The following is a 14145-nucleotide window of genomic DNA, read 5'->3' as shown; positions in this document are numbered from 1 at the left end:
GCAATCGTAAGGTCAAAAGATCGCAGCCTTCGGCAGCTCCTACAAAAGCATGGCGAACACACATCCCTGGTAGGAGCTGCCGAAGGCTGCGATCTTTTGATCTTTAAACCGGCTGTGCGGCCAGCCAGGTCTCATCGCAACAGGTCTTGAGCGTTTCACGCATCCAGCGATGCGCCGGATCCTTGTCGAAACGCGGATGCCAGGCCTGGGTCAACATCAGGGTTGGTAACGGAATCGGCAGGGTGAATGAGCGCAGTTTCAAGCCCAGGCGTCGCACGCTCAGCAAAGCTTCCTTGGGCACCGGCAGAATCAAATCGGAATCCGGCAAGGCGAACATCGCCGCATGGAAGCTCGGCGCAATCACCGCCACCCGCCGCTCCAGCCCCAAGGCGTTGAGTGCCGTGTCGATCGGCCCGCGGGCGATTCCCCGGCGCGACATGCTGATATGGGAAAAACCGGCGTAACGTTCGGCGGTGATTTCTTCATCGAACAACGGGTGATCTTCACGCACCAGCCCGACAAAGTGAGTGGAAAACAGGTTCTGCACTTTCACTTCCGGCATCAGTGGCCGGTTGTTGCTGACGCTTAAATCGATGCGTCCTTCACGCAACGCTTCGTCGTCCCCATCGCCCTCGGGGACAAAGCGCAATTCACAATGCGGGGCCTGGCGCTCCATCGTGTCGAATAGCTTGCCGCCGTAGACGCCAACAAAGAAATCATTGGCGCGAATGCTGAACCGCCGGCGCAAACTGCCCAGATCCACATCATCGGCGGAGCGGAACAGCAAAGCGGCCTGCTCCACCAGATCCCGCACCTGCTCGCGCAACTCCAGCGCCTTGGGCGTCGGCACCAGACCACGACCGGCGCGCACCAGAATCGGATCGCCGATGGCCTCGCGAATTCGCGTCAGCGTCCGGCTCATCGCCGCCGGGCTGAGGTTCATCCGCCGCGCAGCGCCCACCACACTGCCCTCGTCGAGCAAGGCGTCGAGGGCGACTAACAGGTTCATGTCCGGGAGTTGCATGCTGAGCACTCATGTCTGATCTGGATTGATTCAGACGCAATGCTAGCAAACATCCTCCTGACTGATGTATTGGCAGGTCTGGCGCCATCGCGGGCAAGCCCACTCCCACAGTGATCTTCAGTGGATGCGGACTATGTGTTCGACACAGAACCCTGTGGGAGCGGGCTTGCCCGCGATGGCGCCAGATCAGACACTGCAAAACTCAGCGCTGCATCCCCCACCGCTTCACCGTCACCCGCTCCAACGTATCAAACACCAGATTCTCCACCAGCAACCCGATCAAGATCACCACCGCCAACCCGGCAAACACCTTGTCGGTATACAGCTCATTGCGATTCTGGAAGATGTACCAACCCAAACCGCCCTTGCCACTGGTAGCGCCAAACACCAGTTCGGCGGCGATCAGCGTCCGCCAGGCGAAGGCCCAGCCGATTTTCAGCCCGGCAAGAATCGACGGCAACGCGGCCGGAATCAGGATGAACAGCACGAAACGCATGCCCTTGAGACCGTAATTACGCCCGGCCATGCGCAAGGTTTCCGAGACACCAAGAAACCCGGCATAGGTATTCAAGGCCAACGCCCAGAGCACCGAATGCACCAGTACAAAAATCAGGCTGTTCTGCCCCAAGCCAAACCACAGCAGCGCCAGTGGCAATAGGGCAATGGCCGGCAGCGGGTTGAACATTGAGGTCAACGTACTCAGCAGATCACGACCGAACCGGGTCGACACCGCCAGAGTCGTCAGGACAAACGCCAGAACGATGCCAATCAGGTAACCCTTGAGCAAAACAACCAGCGAAATCCACACCTTGCTCAGCAGTTCGCCGCTGAGCAGGCCATCCTGCAGCGCGCTGGCGGTTTGCAAAAAGCTCGGCAGCAGCAGGTCGTTGTTCTGATATCGGGCGACGGCCTCCCAAAGCGCCGCGAGCAAAATCAGGATCAGACTTTTGCGCAGCCAACCCTGCTGCCAGAGGCGCTGGCCGAGCGGCAATTCACGCTCCAGCGGCACACTCGTCAGCGGCTGCAAAACAGTTTCGTACTCTTTACGCGCAGATGATGAATGGCTCATCGGGCAATCCTCCAATGGCTCAATAAGCGATGCGGATGTCGGCGAAGTCCAGTTCACGCTCGGTTTCCGGCGACTGACCTTCATCGAACAACAGCCGATGAATCCGTCGCGCCGATTCCTGGAACGCCACGCCACCCAAACTGTGCAAGTCGTATTGATGGCTGTGGACTTCCGCCCGCACCCGACCCGGATGGGGCGACAGCAGCAAAATCCGGTTGCCCACCACCAACGCCTCTTCGATGGAGTGAGTGACGAACAGCAGCGTGAAACGCACCTCTTCCCAGAGCAGCAGCAACTCTTCCTGCATCTTGCGCCGGGTCAGCGCGTCGAGGGCGGCGAAGGGCTCGTCCATCAACAGGATCTTCGGCTGCATCGCCAAGGCGCGAGCAATGGCCACGCGAGCTTTCATGCCGCCAGACAAGGTATGCGGATAGGCATCGGCAAACGCCGCCAGACCGACCTTGTCCAGATAGTGCAGCACCCGCTCTTCAGCCTCTTTGCGCTTGAGAGTTTTGGAAGCGAGCAGCGGAAACATCACGTTCTGTTTGACGGTTTTCCACGGCGGCAGCTGATCGAACTCCTGGAACACCACTATCCGGTCTGGCCCTGGCGCATCGACCCGCTGACCTTGCAGTCGAATCTCGCCCTCACAGGGCTGGATGAACCCGGCAACGGCCTTAAGCAACGTCGACTTGCCGCAGCCGGAAGGACCGAGCAGCACAAAGCGGTCCGCCGGATCGATCTCGAAACTGACTTGATGGGTCGCTCGAACCACACGCGCCGGCGTGCGGTATTCCAGGCTGACCTGGTCGACCGACAACAGCGCTTGAGCTGTCGTGATCGGTTTGCTGACCGTGTGGCCCTGCAAAGGGGCGTTCATGTCGGTCAGCTCCCTTGCAGCGGTTGGGCGTCCTGGAAGAAGTAATCCTTCCACGAATCCGGTTTGTTTTTGATCGCGCCGACGCGGTAGAGGAACTCCGCCAGCGGGTAGGTATTTTTCGGTGTGATGCTGAATTCGAACTGCGGGTTGTCGATGATTTTCAGCAACGCCGCGCGGTCGATTTTGGCCTTGGTGACACGGATGTAAGTGTCGGCCGCCTTACCTTTATCGTTCTGCGCAAACTCGGCCGCTTCGGTCAGCGCAGCGATAAAGGCTTTGTAGGTTTTCGGGTTCTCGTTGCGGAATTTCTCGGTGGCGAACAGCACGGTCGGCGAGTTCGGGCCGAGCAAATCATAGGTATTCAGCACCACATGTACGTTGGGGTTTTCCAGTGCCTGATCCTGGAACGGCGGGTTGGAGAAGTGCCCGCTCAATTCAGTACCGCCGGCGATCAGTGCCGCAGTGGCATCCGGGTGCGGAACGGCGATGGTGTACTTGTCGAGGCGATTGAATTCCTTGTCACCCCATTGCTTGGCCGCCGCGTATTGCAGAAAGCGCGACTGCACCGAAACCCCGACCGCCGGCACCGCAATGCGGTCCTTCTCCGTAAAGTCGGCGATGGTTTTGACCTTCGGATTATTGCTCACCAGGTAGTAAGGGAAGTTGCCCAGGGAAGCCACGGCTTTGACGTTTTGCTTGCCGTGAGTGCGGTCCCAGATGGTCAGCAGCGGGCCGACACCAGCACCGGCAATGTCGATGGAGCCGGAGAGCAACGCATCGTTGACTGCCGAGCCGCCGGAGAGCTGAGTCCAGTCGACCTTGATGTCGATGCCTTCCTGCTTACCGTACTTCTCGATCAGGCTCTGATCGCGCACCACGTTGAGCAGCAGATACACGATGCCGAACTGTTCGGCGATACGGATTTCACCTTCGGCGTGAGCCACGGTCGGCGCTACCAGGCTGCCGGCGAGCAGGCTGAAACCCAAGCCGATGGCCGCAGCCAATGGTGCAAATGGAAGACGTTTGGACATGGGAATTCTCCGAAATCAGAAAGGCGCGTCGCCCTGGATGGTGGTGCGATACAACTTGCGGCGCAGATGGCTGGGGCATCCGGCGGCGAGGTGAATCAGCGAACGGTTGTCCCAGAACACCAGGTCGTGGGCCTGCCATTGATGGCGGTAGATGTTTTGCGGCAGCACGCTGTGGGCGTAGAGCTCATCGAGCAATTGTTTGCTCTCGTCTTCCGGCAAACCGACGATACGGGTGGTGAAGCCTTCGCTGACGAACAACGCCTTGCGGCCGTTTTCCGGGTGGGTGCGGACGATGGGGTGAACCACCTCGGCGACCTGAGCGAGTTGCTCCGGCGTCAGGGTCGGGCGCCAGTTACCTTCAAACTTTGTCTCGCTGTAGCGCGCTGTGTAGGAATGCGCGGCCGAGCGGCCGTCGACGGCTTTACGCAGCGCCTCGGGCAGGCTGTCCCAGGCTTTGTGCATGTCGGCGAACAGCGTGTCGCCGCCTTCGGACGGCAGCTCCTGGGCATGCAGCATCGAACCCAGGCTCGGCAGTTCTTTATAGGAAAGATCCGAATGCCAGAACTTGCCGGCGTCACCGAGGCCGATGGATTGGCCGTTTTCGATGATGTTGGAAACGATGAGGATTTCCGGATGCCCGGCCAGCAGGAACTGCTTGAGCACGTGGATCTGCAACACGCCAAAACGGCGGCTGAAGGCGATCTGCTGTTCGGGGGTAATGCGCTGGTCGCGGAACACCACCACGTGATGGTCCAGGTGCGCGCGATGGACGCGGGCGAAGTCCTGGTCATTGATCGGGCGGGACAGGTCCAGGCCGATGATTTCGGCACCGACAGCGCCGCTGAACGGACGGACTTCGAAGACTTGCGACGCGATGGTGGCGGCGTTTGTAGATGCAGGTTTTGGAGAAAAAGAGACGGCTGACATAAAAATCACTCCCACGCACGGCACGCTCTCAAAGGCGCGCGTCGATCAGAAACTCACGGAGGTCCCGTGTTGGTTCGTGTCGTGCGGCGCGCCGATTGGTCGGCAGGTACGCAGGGGAGTGACTTTATAGGTATAAGAATTTAAATTTAAATACCGTTAGCGAATAACGATATGGCAGAACAGGTTTAGCGTCCTACCGCTCGTGCAACGCCTCGGCCCGAGCCCGAATAATCGGCTTGAGCAAATAACTGAGCACGGTCTTCTTGCCGGTAATGATATCCACCGACGCCACCATCCCCGGGATGATCAGCAACGGCTTCTCATCCGTCCCCAGGTGGCTGCGGTCAGTACGCAGCTTGATGATGTAGTACGTGGTCTTCTTGTCTTCGTCGGTGATGGTGTCAGCACCAATCTGCTCCAGCTTGGCCTTCAGCCCACCGTAAATGGTGTAGTCGTAAGCTGTGAACTTCACCGTCGCTTCTTGCCCCGGATGCAGGAAGGCGATGTCTTGCGGACGAATTTTGGCTTCCACCAGCAAGGTGTCATCCAGTGGCACGATCTCCACCAGATCGCTGCCCGGCTGGATCACACCGCCGATGGTGTTCACCAGCAACTTGTTGACGATACCCCGCACCGGCGATGTCACCAGCGTCCGGCTAACCCGGTCTTCCAGGGCCTTGCCAGTGGCTTGGGCCTTGTTCAGATCGGTACGCGCTTCGTTGAGTTGGGTCAGGGCTTCGCTGCGGAATTTACCGCGAGTCTCGTCGATCTTGCGCTGCACTTCCTTGATCGCCGATTCGGCGCGAGGGATCGCCAGGGTAGTGGCGTCCAGTTGCCCGCGGGTTTCGACCTCGGCACGCTTGAGTCGCAAAACCTCCACCGGTGACACCGCGCCCTGAGCCACCAACGGCTCGGACATGTTGATTTCCTGGCGCTGCAAGGCCAGACCGCTGCGGTACTGAGCCTGCTTGGAGGTGAACTCGCGCAGCTCTTGTTGACGCTGGATCAACTGCTCCTTCAAGCCACCGATTTCATCGTGCAATTGCTGACGACGGCTGGTGTACAGCGACTCTTCACTGGCTGCCTGGACGGGAACAGCCTTGAGCACGTCGACGGGGAAGTTCAGCGGACGGTCATCGACCTCGGCGCTCAAGCGTTCCACACGCAGCAGCATCGACAGCCGATCGGCCTCGGTTTCACCGACGTTGGAGGCAAACCGCGTGTCGTCCAGACGAATCAACGGCGCGCCGGCCTCGACGATCTGCCCTTCGGTGACGAACAACTCGGAGACGATGCCGCCCTCAAGGTTCTGGATTTTCTGGATCTTCGACGACGGAATCGCCTTGCCGTCGCCCTTGGTGACTTCATCGATCACCGCGAAGTTGGCCCAGAGCATCAGGAACACGAAGAAGCCGATGATCGCCCAAATCGTCAATCGCACCACGCGCGGGGCGTCTTCAATCAGCGCTTTGTTGACCTCGGGAAGAGGCTGGCCTTGCAGCGACGCGGAGCCTTTGAAGTAGCGGCGGATGGAATCTTTGACCCCGGACTTAAGCAACACTGATCTGCCCCTTCTTCAACGCTTCCATCACGGCGGCTTTCGGGCCATCGGCGAGAATCTGCCCACGGTCGATCACCAACAGACGATCTACCAGCGACAACAGCGAAGCCCGGTGCGTCACCAGCACCACGGTCTTGTTTTCAACCACTGCAGCGAGGCGTTGCTTGAGGCGTTCCTCACCGGTGTTGTCCATGGCGCTGGTCGGTTCGTCCAGCAACAGGATCGGCGGGTTGAGCAGCAGCGCTCGGGCCAGGGCGACGTTCTGACGCTGACCGCCGGACAGGTTCTGCCCACGCTCACCGACTTGCAGCTCATAACCTTGCGGGTGCAGACGGGCGAATTCGTGAACGCCGGCCAGTTCCGCGGCTTGCAGCACCAGTTCATCTTCGACATAGCGCGCGCCCGAGACCAGATTGTCGCGCAAGGTACCGGCGAGCAATTGGATGTCCTGGGGCACGTAGCCGATGTTGTGGCGCAATTCGCTGACGTCGATCTGACGGATATCCACACCATCCACCAGCAACGCGCCGTCGTCCGGCTGATAGAGGCCCACCAGCAATTTGGCCAGGGAGCTTTTGCCCGAGCCGCTGCGACCAATGATGCCGATCTTCTCGCCGGGCTTGATGATCAGGTTGATGTTCTTCAGCGCGGGGTTCTGTTGATCCGGGTAAGTGAAGCTCAGCTGGCGGCACTCAATGGCGCCTTGCAGTACTTTGCGGCTCAGAGGGCGCTCGTCGAAATTGCGCTCCTGGGGCAGCTCCATCATCTGATCGACCGAGGTCATGGTCACGCGGGCCTGCTGGTAGCGGGTCAGCAGGCCGGACAACGAAGCCAGTGGGCTGAGGGCACGACCGCTGAGCATGTAGCACGCGATCAAGCCGCCCATGCTCAGGTGGCCATCGATGATCTGGTACACGCCAAAGACAATCATGATCACCCCGACCAGTTGCTGAATCAGCAAGGTGATGTTCATCGCCAGACCGGACAGCATTTTCACCCGCAGTTCGAGGCGACTGAGGGTGCCGATGGTCTGTTCCCACTGATACTGGCGTTCGCTTTCGGCGTTATTGACCTTCACCGCATCGAGACCGGCGAGGGTTTCGATCAGGCTCGACTGGCGCTCGGCGCCCAGGGCCATGGTTCGTTCCATGGTCGCCACCAGCGGTTTCTGCAAGGCATAACCGATCAGCAGGGCAATCGGGAACGCCAACACCGGAATCCACACCAGATGCCCGCCCAGAATCGCGATGACCATGAAGATCAGCAGCGTAAACGGCAGGTCGATCAGGCTGGTGAGGGTCAGCGACGCGAGAAAGTCCCGCAGGCTCTGAAACTCATGGATGTTCTGGGCGAAGCTGCCGACCCGGGCCGGGCGGTACTTCATGGCCATGCCGACGATGCGCTCGAACAGCGTCGCGGAGATGATCAGGTCGGTTTTCTTGCCGGCCAGGTCCAGGCACAGACTGCGCAGGCTCTTGAGGATCAGGTCGAACAGGTAAGCGCCCGTGATGCCGATGGCCAGAACCCAAAGAGTCGACTCGGCCTGGTTCGGCACCACGCGGTCGTAGACATTCATCACGAACAGCGGCGCGGCCATGGCAATGATGTTGATCAGGAAACTGGCAGCGATGGCGTCGACGTACAGCCAGCGCGAACGCTTGAGGGTGTCGCGAAACCACGAACGTGCGCGCGGGATCAGCGTGCCGTGGTTAACGTCGAATTTGTGTTGGGGTTGGGCGAAGAAGACTTTGCCGCTGTAATCGTCGGCGAGCAGTTCACGGCTGACACAGACCTCGCCACCATCGCTTTCGCTAAGCAGCAGGCGGGCCTGGTCTTCACCGTGCCAGCCGAGCAGCACCGCACTGCGACCGTCCTTGAGCAGCAACAGCGCCGGCATGGCAATCGCCGGAATCTGCTCCAGCTTGCGTTGCAACACCCGCCCTTGCAGCCCGGCGCGAGCAGCCGCACGGGGCAGCAGTTCGACGCTCAGGCGTTGTTTGGGTAACGGCAGGCCGGTGGTCAGCATCGCGGCGCTGGCCGGTTTCTGGTGCAAAGTGCAAAGGGCTAACAGGCCGTCCAGTAACGGATCGTCATGCAGCGCGCGCGGATCATGAATGAGTTGAACTCGACTGACTTCTGATTCCACGCTCGACACTCTTGGCTAACAATTGAAATGGGGCAGGACTCAATTCATCCCGGGCAGCTGAACCTTGGGCTTCACGTCGTTTTGCACAACGGATGCCAATGGTGCGACCACGCCCTGACTTTTGAGTAATTCGCCCATGGTCGCCTTGATTCGGTACTGAGTAAATAACTGAATGTTTTTGATCTCGGCCAGCCGACGGGAAGCGCTGAACAGCTCGTTTTCACTGTCGAGCAGATCGAGCAATGTCCGCTCGCCGAGGCTGAACTGCTTCTGATACGCGCTGCGCACACTGGCGCTGCGATCGACATATTGCTGGGCGATCGGCACCTGGGCGTTGGCGTTGTTCAGGGCATTCCAGGCCAGACCCAGTTCTTCGTTCAACACGCGCAGGGCGTTGTTGCGAATATCCAGTGCCTGGTTCGACAGGTAGGACTTGGATTCCAGATCAGCCTTGTTGCTGCCACCGGCGAACAGATTGAAGCGCATGCGCAGCATGGCCTGCCATTCATTGTTGTGACCGTTCTGGCCGTCGATATCGTTATCGGCGGTGCGACCCAATTCGGCATCGAAGCGCGGGTAGAAGCTCGACTTGGCGGCTTCGTACTGCTTCTCGGCGGCAGCGATATCGGATTCGGCGGAGCGCAGGATCGGGCTGTTTTCCAGCATCTGCGCCTGGGCTTCATTCAGGTTGGCCGGCAACAGCGCCATGAAATCGGCAGGCCGCTCCAGTTGATCGGGCATCTGGCCGACGGCGCTGAGGTAGTTGGTTTCGGCATCCGCCAGGTTGGTCTGTTCAGTAATCAGGTTGTTGCGGGCCTGGGCCATACGCGCGTCAGCCTGATCCAGGTCGGCGCCGCTACCCACGCCGCGCTGGGTGCGCAACTTGATCTGGTCAAGGATCCGTTCGTGGTTCTTCAGATTGTCTTCGGCCAGGCGCACGAATTCGCGGCGGGTCAATACATCGAGATAGACCTGAGCGACGGTCAGTCCGGTACGTTCCGAGGTGCCCAGCAAGGAATAAGCGCGAGAATTAACGGTGGCTTGTTGACGCCCCACTTCGCTGGACGTCGCAAAACCGTCAAAAACCATCTGTGACAGACGTAAACTTGACTCGCTGCGGTTCAGCGTTTCCCAGTGGTTGTTGTTACCGGCGGCACGTGTGGTGACGCTGTCGGTGCCTTCACGACCATAACCGCCCAGCAGATCGACCCTCGGCAGGTATCCACCTTTAGCGGCCTTTAACTGATAATCCGCGGCCAATCGGCTGTTAACCCCTGCCTGGATTTCCGGATGGACATCCAGCGCCTGCTGCATGGCCTGCGGGAGGCTTTGCGCCTGAACAAAGCTGGCGGCAAGGGCGAAGGGTAGAACCTTGAACAGGTGCAAACGCATAGTTGGAATTTCCCGAGACTTCTTGTCTTGAATCACTGCAGAACGTGGCGCTGCATCGGATGATGGCAACCGGAATGACCGTATGTCGGAAAGTTCAAAATCGGAACTGGATCACACGCTGTAGGACAGGTCGCCGCTTAAATATCAATGTGACATTACTGGGGCGATTGTTTAGGATGGCTCCCATAAGGTCAATAGTTTGGCATAAAGTTAATTTCGAAAAAATATAGCCAAATTATTGACGATTACCGCGTCAAAGTTATGCATCAAACATCTTAGAAAGTACGTCCAGCCCCGATCGGCGAACACGCCGAGCGGTTCATGGAGGTCAACTGAACGTGACACCCAGAGAGTCTTCAATGAGCAGTGTTGTTGCCATCGTCAAAAGCATTGTTGGTCAGGTTTTCGCGGTGTCGCCAGAAGGCATCCGCCGCGTACTCGTTGAAGGCGACCGGTTGTTGGTCGGCGATCAGGTAGACACCGGTGCCGCCGGCGCCATTACGCTCGAACTGGCTGATGGCCGCACCCTGGACCTGGGCCGCGACACTCAGTGGAGCGGCAGCGATCCGGATTCCAGCACCGACCTTGCGCAAGCCACTGCACAAGCCGCGCCATCGGTTGACGAATTGCAGCAAGCCATCGCCGCCGGCGTCGACCCGACCACTGCTCTTGAAGCCACCGCGGCCGGCCCTACGGCTGCGGGCACGGGTGGTGCTGCCGGTGGTGGCCATACCTTCGTGGCCCTGGAGGCAACCGCTGCCCGGGTCGACCCGACTATCGGCTTTCCGACTGAGGGTCTCGCCACTGCCGCGTTGGCAACCCAAGACACCACCGGCGGCCAGACTGCTGATACCAGCGCCAATGCCCTGCGCGAATCGACCCTGAGCCTGAGCGCCACGCCGACCATCACCGAGGCCGGTGGCGTGCTGGTTTACACCGCGACCCTGACCCAGGCGCCGCTGACCGACCTGACCATCACCTTGTCCAACGGCTCGGTGATCGTAATTGCGGCCGGCCAAACCACCGGCACCGTCAACGTTCCGCTGGCACCGAACGACACTGTTTATAACGATCCGACCCAGATCAACGTGACCGTCACCGGCACCACGGGCGGCAGCGGTATCGTGGTCACCCCGCCGACCGTTCCGGCCGTGACCCAGGTCACCGACACCGTCGACACCACCACCGTCACACTGTCAGCAGGCTCGACCGTCACTGAAGGTGGCCAGATCACCTACACCGCGACATTGACCAACCCGGCGCAGACGCCGGTCACCGTCACCTTGTCCAACGGTTCGACCATCACCATCGCCGCTGGCAACACCACCGGCAGCGTGAACGTTCCAACACCAGCCAACGACGTCTACAACAACGGCAGTACCGTCAGCACCACAATTACCGGCGCTACCGGCGGCAACTTCGAAAATCTGGCGCCGAACCCGACCCCGGCCGTCACCACCATTACCGATTCGCCTGATACCACCACCGTCACGCTGACGGCGGGCTCGACCGTCACCGAAGGCGGTCAGATCATTTACACCGCGACCCTGACCAACCCGGCGCAGACGCCAGTCACCGTGACTCTGTCCAACGGTTCGACCATCACCATCGCCGCTGGCAACACCACCGGCAGCGTGAACGTTCCGACGCCGGCCAATGACGTCTACAACAATGGCAACACCGTCAGCACCACGATCACCGGGACTACCGGCGGCAACTTCGAGAATCTGGTGCCGAACCCGACTCCGGCGGTCACCACCATTACCGATTCGGTCGATGACACTGGCCTGACCCTGTCCGCCACCGGCAACGTCACTGAAGGCGGCCAGATCACCTACACCGCGACCCTGACCAACCCGGCGCAGACGCCGGTCACCGTCACCTTGTCCAACGGTTCGACCATTACCATCGAAGCCGGTAAAACCACCGGCTCCGTGAACGTCGATACCTCGGCCAATGACGTCTACAACAACGGCAGCACCGTCAGCACCACGATCACTGGCGCTACCGGCGGCAACTTCGAGAATCTCGTACCGAACACCACGCCGGCAGTCACCACCATCACCGACTCGATCGACAACACCGGCCTGAGCCTCAGCGCCACCGGCACCGTCGTCGAAGGCGGCCAGATCACCTACACCGCCACCCTGACCAATCCGGCCGGCACGCCGATGACTGTGACCTTGAGCAACGGCTCGGTCATTACCATCGAAGCGGGCAAGACCACCGGCAGTGTGACTGTCGACACCGCGGCCAACGACGTCTACAACAATGGCAGCACCGTCAGCACTACGATCACCGGCACCACCGGTGGCAATTTCGAGCAACTGACCCCGAGTACCGAGCCGGCGCTCACCACCATTACCGATTCGAAAGACGACACCGGCCTGAGCCTGTCGGCGTCCACCGAAGTGGCCGAAGGTGGTCAGATTCTGTACACCGCGACCCTGACCAATCCGGCCGGTACGCCGGTCACCGTGACCTTGTCGAACGGAGCGGTGATCACCATCGCCGCCGGCGCAACCACCGGCAGCGTGAGCGTCGATGCGCCTGCCGATGATGTTTATAAAGATGCCGGCAAGGTTGAAGTGACCATCACGGACGCCGCCGGTGGCAACTTTGAGAACCTGGTGACTGACCCGGCAGCCGCGGTCACCGATGTGACTGACACCCTCGACACTTCGACGGTCAATCTGACGGCAACGTCTACTGTCGCTGAGGGCGGGACCGTGGTTTACACCGCGTCCGTAACTTCGCCTGTCACCGGTTCGCCGGTGGTTGTCACCCTGTCCAACGGCCAGGCCATCACCATTCCGGTCGGCTCGAGCAGCGGTTCTGTCGACTTCGTTGCGCCAAACGATGCACTGGCCGGTGGCAGCTCGCTGAGCGTCAAGATCGACGATGCGAAGGGCGGAAACTACGAGAAGCTGGACGTTGACAGCAAGTCGGCTGATACCTCGGTGACTGACACTGCGGACACCACCAATCTGTCGCTGACCGCCAGCGGTTCGGTGGATGAAGGCGGCCAGATCACTTACACGGCAACCCTGACCAATGCGGCCGGTACACCAGTGACCGTGACCTTGTCGAACGGCGCCGTGATCACCATTGAAGCGGGCAAAACCACCGGTTCCGTGACCGTCGATGCACCGAAGGACGACGTCTATAAAGACACCGGCACCGTTGAAGCGACCATCAAAGACGCGACCGGCGGCAACTTCGAGAACCTGGTCGCCAGCGATACACCGGCGGTGACCACCGTTAACGACACCATCGACACCAGCACCGTTTCGCTGAGTGCCACATCGAGCGTTGCCGAAGGCGGGACTGTGGTTTACACCGCTTCCGTGTCGGCGCCGGTCACCGGTTCGCCAGTGGTTGTCACCCTGTCCAACGGCCAGACCATTACCATCCCAGTCGGATCGAGCAGCGGTTCTGTCGACTTCGTTGCGCCAAACGATGCGCTGGCCGGTGGCAGCTCGCTGAGCGTCAAGATCGACGATGCCAAAGGTGGTAACTACGAGAAGCTGGATGTCGACGGCAAGTCGGCCGACACCTCGATCACCGATACCCAGGACACCACTACCCTCAGCCTTTCGGCGACTGACTCGGTCGCCGAAGGCGGTTCGATCGTTTACACCGCGACCCTGACCAACACAGCCGGGACTCCGGTCACCGTCACGTTGAGCAACGGCGCCGTGATCACCATCGCCGCCGGTGCGACCACCGGTTCTGTAACCGTCGACGCACCGAAGGACGACGTTTACAAAGACGCCGGCCAAGTTGAAGTCACCATCAAGGATGCCACGGGCGGCAACTTCGAAAACCTGGCGACCAACCCGGCGGCAGCGGTCACCGAGGTGACCGACACCCTCGATACTTCGACCGTCAACCTCACTGCGACCAGCACTGTGGCTGAAGGCGGGACCGTGGTTTACACCGCGTCCGTGACATCGCCGGTCACCGGTTCGCCGGTGATTGTCACTTTGTCCAATGGCCAGACCATCACCATTCCGGTCGGCTCGAGCAGCGCCAGCGTCAATTTCACTGCCCCGAACGATGCCCTGACTGGTGGTGGTTCGCTGAGTGTGAAAATCGACGACGCCAAGGGTGGC

General features: G+C 60.1%; 9 protein-coding genes. 1 reads left to right on the top strand and 8 read right to left on the bottom strand.

The annotated features are described in order from the left end of the window. Positions 1 to 103: 103 nt before the first annotated feature. The 8 genes from JFU11_RS27640 to JFU11_RS27605 form a co-directional block, all read right to left on the bottom strand. Positions 104 to 1024, bottom strand: coding sequence for a LysR family transcriptional regulator (locus tag JFU11_RS27640; protein WP_050682100.1), 921 nt, complete (start codon positions 1022 to 1024; stop codon positions 104 to 106). A 202-nt stretch (positions 1025 to 1226) separates the two neighbouring features. Further along, positions 1227 to 2093, bottom strand: coding sequence for an ABC transporter permease (locus JFU11_RS27635; protein WP_123719033.1), 867 nt, complete (start codon positions 2091 to 2093; stop codon positions 1227 to 1229). Positions 2094 to 2112: 19 nt separating this feature from the next. Further along, positions 2113 to 2973, bottom strand: a complete 861-nt coding sequence (locus JFU11_RS27630) for an ABC transporter ATP-binding protein (protein WP_201062732.1) — start codon at positions 2971 to 2973, stop codon at positions 2113 to 2115. Between the two features lie 5 nt (positions 2974 to 2978). After that, on the bottom strand, positions 2979 to 4004 hold the full coding sequence (locus JFU11_RS27625; RefSeq protein WP_201062731.1) for an ABC transporter substrate-binding protein: 1026 nt from the start codon (positions 4002 to 4004) through the stop codon (positions 2979 to 2981). 15 nt (positions 4005 to 4019) lie between these two features. Continuing rightward, complete coding sequence (locus tag JFU11_RS27620) at positions 4020 to 4931, bottom strand: TauD/TfdA family dioxygenase (protein WP_201062730.1); 912 nt, start codon at positions 4929 to 4931, stop codon at positions 4020 to 4022. Positions 4932 to 5124: 193 nt separating this feature from the next. Further along, a complete protein-coding gene (locus JFU11_RS27615) occupies positions 5125 to 6492 on the bottom strand; it encodes an HlyD family type I secretion periplasmic adaptor subunit (protein ID WP_052967242.1) in 1368 nt (455 codons plus the stop codon). Continuing rightward, on the bottom strand, positions 6482 to 8638 hold the full coding sequence (locus JFU11_RS27610) for a type I secretion system permease/ATPase (RefSeq protein WP_201062729.1): 2157 nt from the start codon (positions 8636 to 8638) through the stop codon (positions 6482 to 6484). The genes JFU11_RS27615 and JFU11_RS27610 overlap by 11 nt, the downstream gene beginning before the upstream one ends. 39 nt (positions 8639 to 8677) lie before the next feature. Further along, on the bottom strand, positions 8678 to 10030 hold the full coding sequence (locus JFU11_RS27605) for a TolC family outer membrane protein (RefSeq protein ID WP_201062728.1): 1353 nt from the start codon (positions 10028 to 10030) through the stop codon (positions 8678 to 8680). A 359-nt stretch (positions 10031 to 10389) separates the two neighbouring features. Here JFU11_RS27605 and JFU11_RS27600 point away from each other — a divergent pair. Beyond that, positions 10390 to 14145, top strand: a 3756-nt coding sequence (locus JFU11_RS27600; protein WP_201062727.1) for a retention module-containing protein, incomplete at its 3' end; no start/stop codon positions are given.

This window comes from Pseudomonas sp. TH37 (assembly GCF_016650735.1).
GTDB lineage: Bacteria > Pseudomonadota > Gammaproteobacteria > Pseudomonadales > Pseudomonadaceae > Aquipseudomonas > Aquipseudomonas farris.
The sequence above is the reverse complement of the archived record's forward strand: the minus strand, read 5'-3'. Positions and strand labels throughout refer to the sequence as shown.

Coding starts and splice junctions, on each gene's coding strand:
- JFU11_RS27620 (WP_201062730.1), bottom strand. CDS start 4,931: ATGTCAGCCGTCTCTTTTTCTCCAAAACCTGCATCTACAAACGCCGCC.
- JFU11_RS27635 (WP_123719033.1), bottom strand. CDS start 2,093: ATGAGCCATTCATCATCTGCGCGTAAAGAGTACGAAACTGTTTTGCAG.
- JFU11_RS27605 (WP_201062728.1), bottom strand. CDS start 10,030: ATGCGTTTGCACCTGTTCAAGGTTCTACCCTTCGCCCTTGCCGCCAGC.
- JFU11_RS27630 (WP_201062732.1), bottom strand. CDS start 2,973: ATGAACGCCCCTTTGCAGGGCCACACGGTCAGCAAACCGATCACGACA.
- JFU11_RS27640 (WP_050682100.1), bottom strand. CDS start 1,024: ATGCAACTCCCGGACATGAACCTGTTAGTCGCCCTCGACGCCTTGCTC.
- JFU11_RS27625 (WP_201062731.1), bottom strand. CDS start 4,004: ATGTCCAAACGTCTTCCATTTGCACCATTGGCTGCGGCCATCGGCTTG.